We start from the raw sequence: 16,267 nt of genomic DNA, 5'->3' as shown, positions 1-16,267 counted from the left end.
CTTTGGTCAACTTTTTTAAAATAGGTAAGTTGACGGACAGGATAGGGCGTTTGACCCGCCTGTCAACCTGCAGGCTCGCTGAAGTTGACCACGTGCTGGCCAGGTGGTTGCCACAGCGCTGCCCCTGGTGCTTGGCGCCGCATCTGGCCGTTGAGCCAGGAGTCGGACCCCGGATGCCGTTGTGCCGACGCTGTCAGGCCTGCCTGGCGTGGAACGTGGCGCCCTGCGAGCGTTGTGCAGAACCCTTGGCGCCAGCCCTGGAGGCAAGGCCAGCCGGGACCCGCCTGTGTGGGCGCTGCTTGACCACCCCCCTCGCGCTGGACACGGTAGTAGCGCCACTGATCTATCGTGACGAGATTCGCCGGTTGGTCCAGCGCTTCAAGGCTGGGGCCCATCGGCCCAGCGCACATCAGTTGATCGCCCTGTTTCTGTGGGCCCTGGAGGCACGCGAAACGACGGTTCCGGATGTCTTGATGGGAGTGCCGAGACATCGGCAGCGGGCGCGTGAGCAGGGCTTCGACCAGAGCGAATGGTTGGCTTTCGAGCTTGGTAGGCGCTTGGGCGTGCCGGTGACCCGTGGTCAGCGGCGGCGCAATGACCCGCCTCAGCACACCCTGACGGCGAGTGCCAGACGACGTCAGGTGAAGGGCATGTTCGACGTGGCGGGTCCCATGCCTCGCCATGTGGTGCTGGTCGACGACGTGATGACGACGGGCGCCACTCTCTCGCGCCTGGCCAGTGCGTGCCGAGACGCCGGTGCCGAGCGAGTCGATGCCTGGGTAATGGCCAGGACGCCGCCACCCTGGCTCTGTTAAGCTGCCGCGGTCGTTTCCCACCTGCGCGCTGGAGTCTCCATGAGTACCTCGACCCCCTTCCATGAACTGTCGCCCCAGCGCGTCGTAGACGCGATCGAGTCCCTGGGGTTCTGGCTATCGGGTGAGCCCTTCGCGCTGAACAGCTACGAGAATCGCGTCTACCTGGTCAGAGATGAAGAGGGCGGACGCTGGGTGGCCAAATTCTACCGCCCCGGTCGTCTCTCATCGCAGGCGATACAGGAAGAGCACGCCTTTCTGGCAGAGCTCGAGGCGGCTCAGGTGAACGTCGCCGCGCCCTGGTGCGATGATGCGGGTAATAGCCTGCACGAGGTCGACGGGCAGCGGCTGGCACTGTTCCCCCACCTGCCGGGTCAGGCACCCGAGCTGGAGAATCCTGATCATCTGTTCGCGCTCGGAGAATTGATTGGCAGGGTCCACGAGGTGGGGCGCCGCGGACGCTTTATGCACCGCGCACAGCTGGTGCCATCGACCATGGCGGAGCAAGCCCGCGAGACGATTCTTGGCAGCGACTGGTTGAGCCAGCGTCAGCGCGACAGCTATGCCTCGGTAGCAAAGACGCTGGTAGCCACCCTGGCGCGCTTCGATGATGCGGCAGGGGCTGCGTTGCGCGTCCATGGCGACTGCCATGTCGGCAACATGCTGGGACGAGACGATCACTTTGCCCTGGTCGACTTCGATGATGCGCTGATGGCGCCGGCGGTACAGGATCTGTGGATGTTGTTTACTGCCCAGGCTCCCGAGGAGAGGACGCAGCAGCTGTCCGAGGTGATCGAAGGGTACGAACAGGTGTTGCCGTTTGAGCGTGGCGAACTGGCGTTGATAGAACCGCTGAGGACGCTGCGCGTGATGCGTCACAGCGCCTGGCTGGTGGGGCGTTGGGAAGACCCTGCCTTTCCCAGAGCGTTTCCCTGGGTGGCGGATCACGGCTACTGGGATGAGCATATCCGCCAGCTGGAGCAGCAGCGCCTGGCGCTGTCCGACAAGGAGCGCTGGTTGGCCGGAGGCTGACGGCGTTGTTCGGTCGGCAGGCGCGGGAGCAGTGATGCCAGCCTCCCGCGCTTTACGACGGTGGCGGAGGTGAGGTCTAGTCGCCGGTCTCGTTGTTGCCTTCGGCTTCGCCGTCGGCCTCAGTACGGGGGCCTGTGCGGCGTCGCTCGGCATTCAGCTCGGCTGAAGGGTTGGGCATCTGCTCGATGTCGAGGGCGTGGGTGAGTTCCAGCTGGAAGACGTGGTTCGCCTCAAGCTCACAGCCGTTGTCATCACAGGCATCGAGCCCGAACTGGCCGTCCGTGTCATAGGCGCCCGCCACCAATTCTCCCGAATAGATGTGGCTGTCTCCCCCCTCGGTCTCCACGCAGGTCAGCGCCTGTGTAGTGATTCTCAGGCGATCCCCGTCACGCTTGGCATCCCCCACCAGAACACAATAGTGCGGCAGATCGGTGCGGCCGCTGGCGTCGCTTGCAGGGGTCAGCATGACGTCGTGAAGCTGGTCCTGGGCGCCGTCCAGTGCGATGCCGTCGATCGTGGTGACGTCGATGCGAGATTGGGCGGGCAGGGCCAGACTGTCGGCCTGGGCGGTGGCGGCAAGCGCCATGCCGACGCAGGCGAGAGATGACAGAAGGGCAATAGACAATGATGAAGGCCGGGACTTCAGGCGGCGGCAGGACATAGGCGTTTCTCGCAGAAGATCGTACAGGGCAGGCACTGTACTCATAAGCGCACCGTGATTGATCCAGAACCGCGCTCGCTACCTAACCTTGCTCGCTAACGAGCCGCGATGGGATCAAGAACCGTGCTGACGAAAGCATCTTTCCGAAGAATGAGTCTGAGCGAAGTGGTCTCTGGACGTTGGCCTGTCCCAGCCACCCCACACGGCGGTTCGACGATAGCACAGCGCTGACAGCGGGGCAGCCACCACGACCGTTACGCGACACTGTGTCACGTTATCGGCGCCGGCAATGACGAGCATCCGGGCACCTCGACGCTAGCGGGTCGCGCAGGCCTGGGCTGTCGTTTGGCGTCTCCCCGACGTCATGCATCGTGGATATCGAACGGTAGGTTTGGCGAGCGGCCATCGCGAACTGCGACGAAGCGCCGGCTGCGGTAGACTTATGGGCACGAATCGGCAATAGTTGTATTTTAAACATTCAACGTACAGGTCTTGTATAGTTGGGAGCGAAACTCCCGGCATGCCTGGGCGTATCCCCTGAAGGGCTGGATCATGACTGAAGCACTCGCCAATCACTATCGACACATCATTGAGGAGCTGGGCGAGGACCCGGAGCGGGAGGGGCTTGTCGACACGCCCAAGCGAGCCGCCAAGGCGATGCAGTTTCTCAATCGCGGCTACACTCAGTCGCTGGAAGAGATCGTCAATGGGGCCGTGTTCTCCTCGGAGACAGATGAGATGGTGCTGGTCAAGGATATCGAGCTCTACTCGATGTGCGAGCACCACTTGCTGCCCTTCATCGGCAAGTGCCACATCGCCTACCTGCCTCAAGGCAAGGTGCTGGGGCTTTCCAAGTTTGCCCGGATCGTCGACATGTATGCTCGACGCATGCAGATCCAGGAGAACCTGACACGTCAGATTGCGGATGCGGTCCAGCAGGTGACCGGTGCCAGGGGGGTGGCAGTGGTGGTGGAGGCCCGCCATCTGTGCATGATGATGCGTGGTGTGGAAAAGCAGAATTCCAGTATGACATCCTCGGTGATGCTCGGTGCCTTCCGCGAAAAGGCCAGCACACGCCAGGAGTTTCTGACGCTGGTCAGTGGCCGCTGATACCAGCCGCCGTCGTCAACCTGCCTCGAACACGGGAGGGGCCATGTCTCTGCACGTTCTGGGGGATCAGCATCTAGATCACGATCTCGCCACCATTCGCATCAAGAATCTGCGGTTGCGCACCTACATCGGTATCAAGGAGGAGGAGATCCTCAATCGCCAGGATGTGGTGATCAACGCCGTCATTCGCTACCGTGCGGACAAGGCCGTTGCGTTCAACCACATTGAACAGGCCTTGAACTACCGCACGATCACCAAGGAAGTCATCGCCCTGGTGGAAGGCAATCGCTTTCAATTGCTTGAGCGCATGACCCGTGAGGTGCTCGACCTGATCATGAGTCACGAGCAGGTGTTGACCACCCAGGTCGAGATCGACAAGCCCCACGCGCTGCGGTTTGCGGACTCTGTTTCGATCACCCTGTCAGCATCCCGCGCCGCGGATGCGACGTCGACGTGATGCCAGTGTGATACGGGTTGGCGATCCGCCGGTGAAGCGCTTAGCATGAAAGTGATGTTCCTTTCGCCATATCGCCAGGAGGCTAAATGAAAGCCCTACAGGAAATGCCGCTGTATCGCCCCTTCGCCTACATTGATGGCAGTTGGGTGGCAGCCGACAGCGGGGATCAGATCGAGGTCGTCAATCCGGCCAATGGCGAGGTCATCGCGCAAGTGCCACGTCTTGGCCGGGCCGAGACGGAGACCGCTATCGGAGCGGCCGAGGCCGCCTTGCCGGCCTGGCGGTCGCTGACCGCACAAGAACGTGCGGACATCCTGATGAAATGGTACGAGCTGATGCTCGAGCATCAGGACGAGCTTGCGACCATCATGACCCTTGAGCAGGGCAAGCCGCTCAAGGAAGCCGCTGGTGAGATCGTCTACGCCGCCAGCTTCCTGCGCTGGTTTGCCGAGGAAGGGCGCCGCGTCTACGGCGAGACGATTCCAGCGGTGAAGTCCAGCCAGCGCATCGTGGTGACCAAGCAGCCGGTGGGCGTCTGTGGCGCGATTACCCCATGGAACTTCCCGGCCGCCATGATTACGCGCAAGGCCGGGGCTGCCTTGGCGGCGGGCTGTACCATCGTGGTCAAGCCGGCCAGTCAGACCCCCTTGTCGGCCACTGCGCTGGCGTTGCTGGCCGAGCGTGCGGGTGTGCCGCGTGGCGTGTTCAACGTGGTGCCGGGTTCGGCCAGCGAGATCGCCGCTGCGCTGACCGAGTCGCCGGTCGTGCGCAAGATCACCTTCACCGGGTCGACCGAAGTCGGTCGCACGCTGATGGCCCAGGCGGCCCAGAATATTCAGAAGGTGTCGCTGGAGCTGGGCGGCAACGCGCCGTTCATCGTGTTCGAGGATGCGGATCTGGACGCCGCTGTCAGCGGTGCCATGGCGGCCAAATTCCGTAATGCCGGTCAGACCTGCGTCTGTACCAATCGCTTCCTGGTCCAGTCGAGCGTGGTAAACGCGTTCAGCGAGAAGCTCGCGGTGGCAATGAACAGCGAGCTTCAGGTTGGCGACGGGACCGAGGACGGCGTCAATATTGGTCCGCTGATCGACGAAAATGCCGTCAGCAAGGTCAATGAGCATGTTCAGGATGCGGTCGACAAGGGCGCCGAGCTGTGGATTGGCGGGCATCCTCACCCCTTGGGCGGCAACTACTTCACACCGACCCTGGTCAGTGGCGCCAGCAGCGAAATGAAGGTGGCTCGAGAAGAAACCTTCGGTCCATTGGCGGCGGTGTTTCCCTTCGATGACGAGGAAGACGCGGTTGCCCTGGCCAACGATACCGAATTTGGGCTTGCCGCCTACTTCTACTCGAAGGACTTGGGCCGCGTATGGCGGGTTGCCGATGCACTTGAGTACGGCATGGTCGGCATCAACACCGGCTTGATTTCCAATGCTGCGGCCCCGTTTGGCGGCGTCAAGGCGTCAGGTCTGGGGCGCGAAGGCGGTCACCAGGGCCTGGCCGAGTTCCTCGAAACCAAGTACCTGTGCATGGACATCGGTGAGTGACATCAAACTGAGCGGCCGTGAGCGATAGCGGCCGCTTTCCTGACGCTCATTAAAAGGGCCTCGACGCATGCGTCGAGGCCCTTTTATTGGGTGCAGGCAGGCACCGTTGCCGGTGCCCGCGTAGCGCCCGCCACCCGTTGAGGTGGCGGGTAGCTGCCTTCAGTGGCGGAAGTGACGCATGCCGGTAAATACCATGGCGATGCCGGCCTCATTGGCGGCGTCAATCACTTCCTGGTCGCGCATCGAGCCGCCAGGCTGAATGACGGCGGTAATGCCGGCACTGGCGGCGGCATCGATGCCATCCCGGAACGGGAAGAAGGCGTCTGAGGCCATGACCGAGCCGGGCACTGAGAGTCCTTCGTCGGCCGCCTTGATGCCGGCGATACGAGCGGAGTAGACGCGGCTCATCTGGCCTGCGCCCACGCCGATGGTCTGACCATCCTTGGCGTAGACGATGGCGTTGGACTTGACGTACTTGGCCACCTTCCAGGCGAAGGCCAGGTCACGCATTTCCTGCTCGCTGGGCACCCGCTCGGACACCACGGTCAAATCGTCGCGCTCGACCATGCCAAGGTCACGATCCTGGACCAGCAGGCCACCGGTGACGCGCTTGAGGTCGTGGGCAGCGAGCTGCTCGCCGGGCCAGTGAGCGCTGATATCCAGCAGTCGCACGTTCTTCTTCTCGGCGACGATGGCGATGGCGTCGTCACTCACCCCTGGGGCGATGATGACTTCAACGAACTGACGATCGATGATCGCGCGGGCGGTGTCTGCATCCAGCGGCACGTTGAAGGCGATGATGCCGCCAAAGGCGCTGGTCGGGTCGGTGGCGAAGGCCTTGTCATAGGCTTCGCGCGCGCTGGCGCCTACGGCCACGCCACAGGGGTTGGCGTGCTTGACGATGACGCATGCAGTGTCAGCAAAGCTCTTCACGCACTCGAGTGCGGCATCCGTGTCAGCCACGTTGTTGAACGACAGCGGTTTGCCCTGCAGGGTCACCGCGGTGGAGACGCTCGGCTCGCTGGCGTTGTCTTCCACGTAGAAGGCCGCCTGCTGGTGAGGGTTCTCGCCGTAGCGCATCGACTGCTTCTTGGTGAGCTGCAGGTTGTAGGTGCGCGGGAAGCCGTCATCGCTACCTTCGACCAGGCGTCCCAGGTAGTCGGCAATGGCACCGTCGTAGCCTGCGGTGTGCTCGAATGCCTTGACGGCCAGGTCGAAACGCGTGGGCTGGGTGACGGCCCCTGCATTGTCGCGCATTTCAGCAATCACTCGGTCATAGTCCGCCGCGTTGACCACGATGCTGGTATGGGCATGGTTCTTGGCGCAGGAACGCACCATGGTGGGGCCACCGATATCGATGTTCTCGATGGCATCCTCGAGACGACAGTCCGGGCGGGCGATCGTGGCAGCGAAGGGGTAGAGGTTGACGACCACCATGTCGATAGGGGCGATGTCATGCTGTTGCATGACGGCATCGTCCTGTCCGCGCCGACCCAGGATGCCACCGTGAATCTTGGGGTGCAGCGTCTTGACCCGGCCGTCCATGATCTCCGGGAAACCGGTGTGCTCCGAGACTTCCGTCACGGCAATGGCGTTGTCGGCCAGCAGGCGGTAGGTGCCGCCGGTGGAGAGCAGTTCGACCCCCATATCGGACAGGGCGCGGGCGAAATCGACGATGCCGGTCTTGTCCGACACGCTGATCAGGGCGCGGCGAACGGGGAGGGGAGAGGACTGGGCCATGGGAAGGTCTCTATTGCGAGGAAAAACGATAGGGCGAGAAAAGGGAGCCGTCAGGCTCCCTCGAATCGGTCTAGATCAGGTCGTATTGCTTGAGCTTCTTGCGCAGCGTGCCGCGGTTGAGCCCCAGCATCTCAGCCGCCCGGGTTTGATTGCCGCGGGTATAGCTGAGTACCGAAGACAACAAGGGAGCCTCGACCTCCGCCATCACCATGGCATGCAGGTCGGTCACGGTTCCCCCATCCAGGTGATCAAAATAGCGTTCCATGGCGGCAAATACGGCTTCGCGCAGAGGGCGCTCATCGGCGGCCTGAGCCGCTGTCGGCGGGAGGCCGTCGATGGACCGCTCTGAGGTGTCGAGTGGCGAGGCAGATGCCGACTGGTCGATGGGTGGCTGGCTGGTCATGCGGCACGGGTTCCATGGTGTGCCACGGCCCTGGCCACACGCTCCGCGGCGGTAGCTGGGTCGTGACGAAAAAGTTCGTCGATAAAGTCTTGCTGGCCCTGGACCGACGTCAGGCCATTGAAGGTGGCCTTCAGCGCGCGGCGACTATCGTCCTCCAGGCGCTGATCGCTGGACAGGTACCATCCCAGGTGCTTGCGCGCGATTTTCACGCCCATATGCTCGCCGTAGAAGGCGTGCAGGGCGTTAAGATGCGCTCCCAACACCTCCCGGCGCTCATCATCGGTCGCCGGTGGCAGTAGCTCGTCATGCGCCAGATAGTGAGCGATTTCGCGGAAAATCCAGGGGTTGCCCTGGGCCCCGCGGCCAACCATCACGGCATCTGCACCAGTATAGTCGAGCACGCGGCGTGCCTTTAGCGGGTCGGTGATATCACCGTTGGCGAACACCGGGATGCGAATCCTCGATGCGACCTCGGCAATGGTGTCGTATTCCGCGTCGCCCTGGTAGCGCTGCTGACGATGGCGGCCATGCACCGCCAAGGCCTGGATCCCCGCGTTCTCGGCCAGCGTCGCAATGCGTACCGCATTGTTGCTGTCCTCGCACCAGCCGGTGCGGATCTTCAGGGTCACCGGTATGTCCACGGCAGCAACCACCGCGTCGAGAATCTCGGCCACCAGCGCTTCGTCACGAAGCAGGGCTGAGCCGGCAGCCTTGTTGCAGACCTTCTTGGCCGGGCATCCCATGTTGATGTCGATGATTTCGGCACCCTGCTCGGCATTCAGCCGAGCGGCGGTAGCGAGCATCTCGGCGTCGCCTCCAGCGATCTGCACCGCCCGTGGTCCGGGTTCGCCGCGGTGATCCATGCGCAGCCGTGACTTTCTGGTATGCCACAGGTTGGGGTCAGAGGTGACCATCTCGCCCACGACCAGGCCTGCTCCCAGCTGTCGACACAAGGCACGAAAGGGCCTGTCGGTCACGCCCGCCATCGGCGCAAGAATCACCGGGCTGGCCAGCTTGTGCGGGCCTATCCAGGTGTCCTGACGGGGCGTGGTCCGGCGAGCTGAAGGCTGGCTGACCTGTGGCTGGTGACTGGGACGTTGGTCTGACATGGGCGTTGCCGTCGTTCCGGGGCTGCATATCATACGCCTCGAAGGCGCCTTGGTGAAGGCATCAACGAGGCGTTTTCCTGATCAAACGCTGGGAGTGACCAGGGTCATCAATGTTCAGCGAGTCTCTGGGCGATAACCGGTCAGGCGTACCCAGCCGTCGCGCAGCTCAGGATCGTCCATGTAGAGCCCTTGATCGCGGTAAGCGTCGATGACCTCATCGGCCTGGGCCTCAAGGATGCCGGAGAGCGCCAGTCGGCCTCCGGGAGCGACATGGCCTGCGATGGTAGGGGCCAGTTCAACCAGCGGGCCAGCCAGGATGTTGGCCAGTACCAGCGGAAAGGTCTCACCCCCCATCTGTTCCGGGTAGCGCAGCGTCAGGCGTGAGGCCTCGATAGCGTTACGCTCGGCGTTGTCGCGGCTGGCGGTCAGCGCCTGGGGGTCGATGTCGGTGGCCACGGCACTGGCGGCACCGAGTTTCAGGGCGGCAATGGCGAGGATGCCTGAACCGCAGCCCACATCCAGCAGTTCAACGTCGTCCAGGGCGCCATCAACGGCCAGCCCGTCGAGCCATTCGAGGCACAGCGCTGTGGTGGGGTGGGTGCCGGTGCCGAAGGCCAGTCCGGGGTCGAGGTGCAGGTTCACCGCGTCATCCTCGGGTGGCTGGTGCCAGCTGGGGACGATCCACAGGCGCTGCCCCATGCGCAGAGGCTCGAAGCTGTCCATCCATTCTCTTTCCCAGTCACGATCATCGATCAGTTCGTGAGTGATCGTCGGGCAAGGCTCATCGGGCATCGTTTCCGCCCAGGCGCCGGCCAGCCGCTCCAGCATGTCGGCGAGGCCATCCAGGTCGTCGTAGAGTCCGGTCAGGACGGTGTGATCCCACAGCGGGGTCGTGCCCCTGTCGGGCTCGAACACCGGGTCGTCTTCGCCGTCCTGCAAGGTGATGGCCGTCGCACCTTCTGCGAGCAGCAGCTCCTCGAGCAGCTCGGCGTGCTGGGGAGGCACCTCGGCCTTGAGTTGGAGCCAGGGCATTGGGGTGTTCCTCGATGTCAGGTAAACGTCAGCGGGGCGGCCGAAGCCGCCCCGCTGTCGCTTGACGTGCGGCGCTAGCTGCCCGTCAAGCGATGGAAGGCCTGGAGTGCGCCGGCCTAGGCCAGCGCTCGCTTAGAGGCCCAGTTTCTTTTCCAGGTAGTGGATGTTGACCCCACCCTGCTGGAAATACCCGTCGCGCACCAGATCCTTGTGCAGATCGGTATTGGTCTTGATACCTTCCACCAGCAGCTCGTCAAGCGCGTTGCGCATGCGTGTCAGCGATGTCTCGCGGTCGGCACCCCAGGTGATCAGCTTGCCGATCAGGGAATCATAGTGCGGCGGTACGGTGTAGCCCGTGTACAGGTGCGAATCCATGCGCACCCCGAGACCACCCGGGGGATGGTACAGGGTGACCTTGCCAGGAGATGGCATGAAGGTACGTGCATCCTCGGCATTGATCCGGCACTCGAAGGCGTGGCCGTTCAGCTCGACGTCTTCCTGACGGATCGACAGCGGCAGGCCGGAGGCAATGCGCAGCTGCTCGCGGACGATGTCCACGCCGGTGACCATCTCGGTGACCGGGTGCTCCACCTGGACGCGGGTGTTCATCTCGATAAAGAAGAACTCGCCGTCCTCGTACAGGAATTCGAAGGTACCAGCGCCGCGGTAGCCGATCTCGATGCAGGCCTCGCGGCAGGCGTCGAGTACCTTGGCCCGTGCATCGGGGTCGAGGCCCGGGGCGGGGGCTTCTTCCAGGACCTTCTGATGGCGCCGCTGCAGCGAGCAGTCGCGATCGTACAGGTGAATGGCGTTACCCTGACCGTCTGCCAGTACCTGGACTTCCACGTGACGCGGCTTCTCCAGGAACTTCTCCATGTAGACCGTGCCATCACCGAAGGCGGCGTGCGCTTCGGTGCGAGTCACGGTCACGGCGGAGACCAGGTGGGCTTCGGTGTGGACGACGCGCATGCCGCGGCCACCGCCGCCAGCTGCGGCCTTGATGATCACCGGGTAGCCGATGCGGCGAGCGGTCGCGATAAGCTCGCCTTCGTCGTCGCTCAGCGGGCCATCAGAGCCCGGTACGGTGGGCACGCCGGCTTTCTTCATCGCGTTGATGGCGCTGACCTTGTCGCCCATCAGGCGGATGGTCTCGGCTTTCGGGCCGATGAAGGTAAAACCGGAGCGTTCGACCTGTTCGGCGAAGTCGGCGTTCTCGGACAGAAAGCCGTAGCCGGGATGGATCGCGCTGGCGTCGGTGACTTCGGCCGCGCTGATCAGTGAAGGAATGTTGAGGTAAGACTGGGCCGAGGAGGCCGGGCCAATGCACACCGCCTCATCGGCGAGACGCACGTGCATCAGCTCGCGGTCCGCCTTGGAATGCACCGCGACGGTCTTGATCCCGAGCTCCTTGCAGGCGCGCAGGATGCGAAGAGCGATCTCGCCGCGGTTGGCGATTAGAACCTTGTCCAACATGGTGGTGTCCGCCGAAAGTGAATGGTCAGGGAAGGCCAGGGCCTTCTCAGGAGATGACAACCAGGGGCTGGTCGAATTCAACCGGCTCACCGTCTTCGACCAGGATGGCCTCGACGACGCCGTCACGGTCGGCTTCGATCTGGTTCATCATTTTCATCGCTTCGACGATGCAGATGGTGTCGCCCTTGCGCACGCTGGAGCCGACTTCCATGAACGGCTTGGCGCCAGGAGCGGGGGAGCGGTAGAAGGTGCCGACCATCGGCGAGACGACCGCCTGGCCCTGATAGCTGGGGCCGCTGTCGGCGCTGGCGGCCGGGGCCTCGGCAGGCGCTGGCGCAGGGGCAGCTGCCGGTGCCGGAGCGGCGGCAGGCCAAGGCTGAGCCGCCGGGGCCGGCTGCCAGCTGCCACCCTGGGGATGACGGCTGATGCGGACCGACTCTTCGCCTTCCTGGATCTCGATTTCGCTGATGTTGGACTCTTCCAGCAGTTCAATCAGCTTCTTGACTTTACGAATATCCATGACGTTGTCTCGATCGTGTGAAGTGTCTGTCAGGCGCTGTAAACCTGACGCAAGTTGTTAGAGATCGCCGCACGTTACCGTTTAATGGCGCCTCTATCGTGTCAGAATTCAGAGTAGTGCGGAGTTTGCCGAAAATTGCGCGGGTTGTCCAGCGAGGCCGAACGGTGTTCGTTCATGGTCTTTCGGCGTCGCTGATGCCGACGCTGCGGGTGTCGCAGTCAGCAGTTCGGTGACCGCGTCGAGGTGCTGTGCGAGGGAGGCGGCGTCAAGCTCGCCCTGTATTCTGGCCTGCCGAATTTCTGTTCCGTTGTGGAAGAACAGCAGGCTGGGAGGGCCGAACAGGCCCAGCTGGTCCAGTAGGGCTCGGCTGTCGGCATTTGACTCGGTCACGTCCACATCGATCCAGCGATAGCCGTCGAGCGCTGCCTGTACCTGCGGATCGGGAAAGACGTCACGCTCCATGATCTTGCAGGAAATGCACCACTCTGCCGTCACGTTGACGAATACGGGCCCCTGGTCCTGGGCAAGGCCCGCCTCAAGCTGATCGAGCCCGGTCACGACCTGGTCGGCGTGGGCCAGCGCTTGTGTACCTCCGGCACTACCTGCGTTGGATGGGGAGGTCAGACCCTGCAGCGGCCTGAGCGGGTCGCTTGCGCCGCCAGCAGCACCGACTACCAGGGTGATCCCCCAGACCAGCAGAATGATTCCGAGTCCCTGTCGCACCCGCGGCCAGCCCGTGGGTGAGCGCATGTCCAGAGCCCCCAGCGTCAGTGCTGTACCGGTCGCCAGGCAAGCCCACAACAGCAACGACGCGGTCGCCGGCAACAGGCGTTCCACCAGCCAGATGGCCACTCCCAGCAAGAGAATGCCGAAGGCGGTCTTGACCCCGTTCATCCAGTTGCCAGAGCGTGGCAGCAGGGACGTGCCGAAGCCACCGACCAGCAGCAGAGGAACACCCATGCCGAGGCCGAGGGCCAGCAGGGCCGCACCGCCCACCAGGGCATCGCCGGTGGAGGAAATGAAGACCAGGGCGCCGGCCAGGGGGGCTGAAACGCAGGGAGACACGACCAGCACCGAGAGAGCGCCGGCGGCGGCCAGGCCGAGCGGCCCGCTTTGCTGGGCTCGGCTCTGCCAGGCGTCGATGCGCGAGCCCAGGCGAGAGCCGACACGCAGCTCAAATACGCCGAACATGGCCAGCGCAAACAGGGTGAACAGAAGGGCAAAGACGATCAGTACCGGAGCGGACTGCAGTCTCGCCTGGAGGTTGAGCCCGGCCCCGAACAATCCCATCAGGACGCCGACCAGGGCATAGGTAAAGGCCATGCCTGCGACATAGCTGGCCGACAGCACGAAGGCCCTGCCGCGCCCTGGGTTCTGGCCAACGATGATGGACGACAGAATCGGGATCATCGGCAACACGCAGGGGGTGAAGGTCAGGCCCAGTCCAGCGAGGAAGAACAGGCCAAGCATCAGGGGCAGGCTGGCGTCCTGCATCAACGCACGGAAGTGGCCGTCCTCGCTGAGCGGGGCACTGGCAAAGGCGTTGTCGTCTGCGGCGCTGACGTCGGCATCCGAGGCGCTGGCCGACGGAGTGTCCGCTGACGGAGTGCCTGTGGCCTTTACGGCGTCGGCAAAGGCCGGCGGTGGTTCGGACTCCGGGGCGCTCAAGGTGAGGGTTTCGGGCGGGTAGCACAGCCCCGCATCGGCGCAGCCCTGGAAGGTCAGGGACAGCGGCAGCGGGCCCTGTTGGGGAGCGTTCAGCGGCGCGCTGAAGACGACGCTGTCATAGAAGACATTGACGTCACCCAGAAACTCATCGGTCTTGGCTTCCCCGGGGGGGAGTGTCAGCTCGCCCAGTTCGCCCGAGCCGTCTTGCAGGGCAAGGGCAAAGCGATGGCGGTAGAGATAGTAGCCGTCGGCGTTTTCCATGCCGACATAAACCCGCTCGCCGTCATGCCATGCAGTGGCGCTGAATGCCTCGTGGACGGGCAGGAACTCGTCGGAAGAAGAAGAGAAGAACTGTGCTTGCGCGGTCCAGGGAACCAGTGACAAGCAGATCACGATGAGTAGGCGTGTGGCGAGGAACACGTCGAATCCTTGTTGACGGTGAGGGTGTCGGGCGCACGTGACGAATGATCAACGGCGGGAGAGCGGCAGCCTCCGCGGTCTGCTCATTCACCCGGCCCAGCAATAATGTCTTGCTACCAGGCCCATTGACGGTGCTCGCGAACTGGCCTGCGATGTGTGCTGGTGCACATACGTGGTCCTCGCGGCTTATCGTGGCCACGCGCTCCGCTTCAGACCGTGGAAGCACAGCAGGGTTCCCGATACTGTCGCGCTATGGTCTGATGCATGTCTGGGGTCGGGGCTATTCTACCACTGGGGCGATGACTTTCCTCCAGCGGGGAAGTCGCGAGCGGTGTTCGAGGGGCGACAAGGAGAGCAAAATGAGCAGTCGACGACAGCGTGCAGAGCAGCGCCGACAGGAGCTGGAAACACCACGCTATGGCTGGATCTGGAAACCGTTGGTGATCCTCCTGGCCATATTGGTCATGGTCGCCGTGGGTCTCAGTATATGGTGGAGCGTTGCGCCTTCCCGGTTCGGCGTGGAGACCGCCACCCAGCAGCAGCGTATTTCCGCCGCGCCGGCCGCTCGCGGTACCGTCAGTGTGGCCACTCTGGCGACCTTGATCGATACCCTGCAGGACAAGCCTGGGGGCTACGTGCGTAATGACCTGCTGCCCCCTGGGCTGTGGATGGACAATATGGTGGCCTGGGAGACCGGTGTGCTGACCCAGGCGCGGATCATGGCGTCGAGCCTGTCACACTTCGATACCCAGTCGGGCGCTGCGGTAGACGAGCTGATCGCTGCCCTCTATCAGGACGCGGATGATTGGCTGGCACCGTCCATGGAGGATCATCTGGCATTGGCGGGTCAGGCGGCTCGGGAGTACCTGGCGCGCTTCGATGATGGCGCTGGTGCGTCGTTCGGCGAACAGGGGGTAGGTGCCGCTAGCTATCTTGAGTCAGTAAGGGAGGCCTTGGCGGCATTGCGGGAGCGCCTGTCGTCGGCCGTGGCGGATACGGAGCGGCTCACTGAACTTGGCATTGAGGTGCCACGGGAGGCCGAGGTGCCCTGGTATCGAGTGGACGATGTCTTCCATGAAACGCGTGGCCAGACTTGGGCGCTGTATCAGTTATTGGTGGCGCTGGAGCGAGACCAGGCCGACAGCATCGCCGCCGCGGGGCTGAGCGATGATTATGCGCGGGCCTTGGCCGAGCTGGAGCGCATGCAACGCCAGTTCTGGAGCCCGATGGTGTTGCGCGGTAGCGGCCTCGGCATCTTTGCCAACTATCCTCTGAGCATGGCCCACCATCTCAGTCGTCTGGACAGCGTGCTGCTAAGCCTGACAGAGGGACTGGCCAGTGAGGGCGGAGGTTCAGCAGCAGCCTCGGCTTCCACTCAGGAGGCGGATGCGGCAAGCGGTAAAGCTGCTGCAGTGAATGACGAGGCGGCAGATGACGAGGTAGCTGACGAGGTAGGCGAAGCCTCAGCGGACGATGCCGCTCCAGCTTCGCCGGAGGATGATGGCGAGCTGCCTGACGACGGCGCGTCGTGACCGTCGTGTTATTGCCATAACGCAAGAAGCCGCCTCAGGGGCGGCTTCTTGCATCAAGGCGCTTGGTTCTCTACGTAAAAACCAGACTACGTAACAATCAGGCCTTGGCGTAGGCGGCGGCGGACTTCTCGATGGCCTTGCGCGCTGCTTCGACGCCTTCCCAGGACTCGACCTTCACCCACTTGCCTTTCTCGAGGTCCTTGTAGTTCTCGAAGAAGTGAGCGATCTGCTGACGCAGCAGCTCAGGCAGGTCGGTGACTTCCTGCACGTCGTCGTAGAGGCTGGACAGCTTGGGATGCGGCACGCAGACCAGCTTGGCGTCTTCGCCCGCTTCGTCGGTCATGTTGAGGATGCCGACGGGACGCGCACGCACGATGCTGCCCGGTGCTACCGGATACGGTGTCACGACCAGCGCGTCGAGGGGGTCGCCATCATCGGCCAGGGTGTGGGGGATGAAGCCGTAGTTGGCCGGGTAGAACATCGGGGTCGCCATGAAGCGATCGACGAGCAGGGCGCCCATGTCCTTATCAATTTCGTACTTCACCGGCGCGTGGTTGGCGGGAATCTCGATCGCCACGTAGAGATCGTTGGGGAGATCCTTGCCGGCGGGGATGTTGTCGAAGTTCATGCTCGTGTCCTTCGTTGGGCAGATGTCCGCCTGACTGGCGGAAAAAAATCGGTCGAATTATACGAACCCCGGAGCGGGATTACCAATCGTTGGGCGGTATCTTGACGCGGTGCAATAATGGGC

15 protein-coding genes are annotated in these 16,267 nt (G+C 63.3%); 6 read left to right on the top strand and 9 right to left on the bottom strand.

The features are described 5' to 3' along the window. The first annotated feature begins 173 nt into the window (after positions 1 to 173). Both KUV86_RS18740 and KUV86_RS18735 read left to right on the top strand, forming a co-directional pair. Positions 174 to 815, top strand: a complete 642-nt coding sequence (locus KUV86_RS18740; protein WP_206943328.1) for a ComF family protein — start codon at positions 174 to 176, stop codon at positions 813 to 815. A gap of 39 nt (positions 816 to 854) precedes the next feature. Then, positions 855 to 1,844, top strand: coding sequence for a serine/threonine protein kinase (locus tag KUV86_RS18735; protein ID WP_206943326.1), 990 nt, complete (start codon positions 855 to 857; stop codon positions 1,842 to 1,844). Positions 1,845 to 1,920: 76 nt separating this feature from the next. Here the strand turns inward: KUV86_RS18735 and KUV86_RS18730 are convergent, their stop codons facing one another. Beyond that, positions 1,921 to 2,469, bottom strand: a complete 549-nt coding sequence (locus tag KUV86_RS18730) for a hypothetical protein (protein WP_206943324.1) — start codon at positions 2,467 to 2,469, stop codon at positions 1,921 to 1,923. A gap of 588 nt (positions 2,470 to 3,057) precedes the next feature. Here KUV86_RS18730 and folE point away from each other — a divergent pair. The 3 genes from folE (at position 3,058) to KUV86_RS18715 (ending at position 5,619) form a co-directional block, all read left to right on the top strand. After that, entirely contained in the window at positions 3,058 to 3,615 is a 558-nt protein-coding gene (folE, locus tag KUV86_RS18725) for a GTP cyclohydrolase I FolE (protein ID WP_206943322.1), read from the top strand. 43 nt (positions 3,616 to 3,658) lie between these two features. Further along, positions 3,659 to 4,072, top strand: coding sequence for a dihydroneopterin triphosphate 2'-epimerase (folX, locus tag KUV86_RS18720; RefSeq protein ID WP_222486118.1), 414 nt, complete (start codon positions 3,659 to 3,661; stop codon positions 4,070 to 4,072). An 86-nt stretch (positions 4,073 to 4,158) separates the two neighbouring features. After that, complete coding sequence (locus KUV86_RS18715; protein ID WP_206943317.1) at positions 4,159 to 5,619, top strand: NAD-dependent succinate-semialdehyde dehydrogenase; 1,461 nt, start codon at positions 4,159 to 4,161, stop codon at positions 5,617 to 5,619. A 159-nt stretch (positions 5,620 to 5,778) separates the two neighbouring features. Here the strand turns inward: KUV86_RS18715 and purH are convergent, their stop codons facing one another. The 7 genes from purH to dsbD all read right to left on the bottom strand — a co-directional run bounded on the left by purH (position 5,779) and on the right by dsbD (position 13,984). Next, the gene (gene purH / locus KUV86_RS18710; RefSeq protein WP_222238645.1) at positions 5,779 to 7,359 is read right to left on the bottom strand and encodes a bifunctional phosphoribosylaminoimidazolecarboxamide formyltransferase/IMP cyclohydrolase; all 1,581 of its coding nucleotides are present in this window, start codon (positions 7,357 to 7,359) and stop codon (positions 5,779 to 5,781) included. Positions 7,360 to 7,429: 70 nt separating this feature from the next. Further along, positions 7,430 to 7,762, bottom strand: coding sequence for a DNA-binding transcriptional regulator Fis (fis, locus tag KUV86_RS18705; RefSeq protein WP_206943314.1), 333 nt, complete (start codon positions 7,760 to 7,762; stop codon positions 7,430 to 7,432). Further along, positions 7,759 to 8,871, bottom strand: coding sequence for a tRNA dihydrouridine synthase DusB (gene dusB / locus KUV86_RS18700; protein ID WP_206943313.1), 1,113 nt, complete (start codon positions 8,869 to 8,871; stop codon positions 7,759 to 7,761). The genes fis and dusB overlap by 4 nt, the downstream gene beginning before the upstream one ends. 114 nt (positions 8,872 to 8,985) lie before the next feature. Then, the gene (prmA, locus tag KUV86_RS18695) at positions 8,986 to 9,903 is read right to left on the bottom strand and encodes a 50S ribosomal protein L11 methyltransferase (protein WP_206943312.1); all 918 of its coding nucleotides are present in this window, start codon (positions 9,901 to 9,903) and stop codon (positions 8,986 to 8,988) included. 132 nt (positions 9,904 to 10,035) lie between these two features. After that, complete coding sequence (gene accC / locus KUV86_RS18690; RefSeq protein ID WP_206943311.1) at positions 10,036 to 11,376, bottom strand: acetyl-CoA carboxylase biotin carboxylase subunit; 1,341 nt, start codon at positions 11,374 to 11,376, stop codon at positions 10,036 to 10,038. A 46-nt stretch (positions 11,377 to 11,422) separates the two neighbouring features. Continuing rightward, a complete protein-coding gene (gene accB, locus KUV86_RS18685) occupies positions 11,423 to 11,896 on the bottom strand; it encodes an acetyl-CoA carboxylase biotin carboxyl carrier protein (protein ID WP_206943310.1) in 474 nt (157 codons plus the stop codon). Between the two features lie 108 nt (positions 11,897 to 12,004). Continuing rightward, positions 12,005 to 13,984, bottom strand: coding sequence for a protein-disulfide reductase DsbD (dsbD, locus tag KUV86_RS18680; RefSeq protein ID WP_206943309.1), 1,980 nt, complete (start codon positions 13,982 to 13,984; stop codon positions 12,005 to 12,007). A gap of 359 nt (positions 13,985 to 14,343) precedes the next feature. Between dsbD and KUV86_RS18675 the strand changes: the two genes are divergently transcribed. Then, entirely contained in the window at positions 14,344 to 15,516 is a 1,173-nt protein-coding gene (locus KUV86_RS18675) for a DUF2333 family protein (RefSeq protein ID WP_222486116.1), read from the top strand. Positions 15,517 to 15,613: 97 nt separating this feature from the next. On the opposite strand, the gene ppa is transcribed toward KUV86_RS18675, so the two are convergent. After that, a complete protein-coding gene (ppa, locus tag KUV86_RS18670; RefSeq protein ID WP_206943306.1) occupies positions 15,614 to 16,144 on the bottom strand; it encodes an inorganic diphosphatase in 531 nt (176 codons plus the stop codon). Positions 16,145 to 16,267 lie beyond the last annotated feature (123 nt).

It is taken from the genome of Halomonas sp. DP8Y7-3 (genome assembly GCF_019801675.1).
GTDB lineage: Bacteria > Pseudomonadota > Gammaproteobacteria > Pseudomonadales > Halomonadaceae > Halomonas > Halomonas litopenaei_A.
This window is presented reverse-complemented; position numbering and strand designations above follow the sequence as displayed.

Bases quoted from the DNA above. Each gene is read 5' to 3' on its own strand.
- KUV86_RS18740 (WP_206943328.1), top strand. From the start codon at position 174: ATGCCGTTGTGCCGACGCTGTCAGGCCTGCCTGGCGTGGAACGTGGCG.
- KUV86_RS18735 (WP_206943326.1), top strand. From the start codon at position 855: ATGAGTACCTCGACCCCCTTCCATGAACTGTCGCCCCAGCGCGTCGTA.
- folE (WP_206943322.1), top strand. From the start codon at position 3,058: ATGACTGAAGCACTCGCCAATCACTATCGACACATCATTGAGGAGCTG.
- folX (WP_222486118.1), top strand. From the start codon at position 3,659: ATGTCTCTGCACGTTCTGGGGGATCAGCATCTAGATCACGATCTCGCC.
- KUV86_RS18715 (WP_206943317.1), top strand. From the start codon at position 4,159: ATGAAAGCCCTACAGGAAATGCCGCTGTATCGCCCCTTCGCCTACATT.
- purH (WP_222238645.1), bottom strand. From the start codon at position 7,359: ATGGCCCAGTCCTCTCCCCTCCCCGTTCGCCGCGCCCTGATCAGCGTG.
- fis (WP_206943314.1), bottom strand. From the start codon at position 7,762: ATGACCAGCCAGCCACCCATCGACCAGTCGGCATCTGCCTCGCCACTC.
- dusB (WP_206943313.1), bottom strand. From the start codon at position 8,871: ATGTCAGACCAACGTCCCAGTCACCAGCCACAGGTCAGCCAGCCTTCA.
- prmA (WP_206943312.1), bottom strand. From the start codon at position 9,903: ATGCCCTGGCTCCAACTCAAGGCCGAGGTGCCTCCCCAGCACGCCGAG.
- accC (WP_206943311.1), bottom strand. From the start codon at position 11,376: ATGTTGGACAAGGTTCTAATCGCCAACCGCGGCGAGATCGCTCTTCGC.
- accB (WP_206943310.1), bottom strand. From the start codon at position 11,896: ATGGATATTCGTAAAGTCAAGAAGCTGATTGAACTGCTGGAAGAGTCC.
- KUV86_RS18675 (WP_222486116.1), top strand. From the start codon at position 14,344: ATGAGCAGTCGACGACAGCGTGCAGAGCAGCGCCGACAGGAGCTGGAA.
- ppa (WP_206943306.1), bottom strand. From the start codon at position 16,144: ATGAACTTCGACAACATCCCCGCCGGCAAGGATCTCCCCAACGATCTC.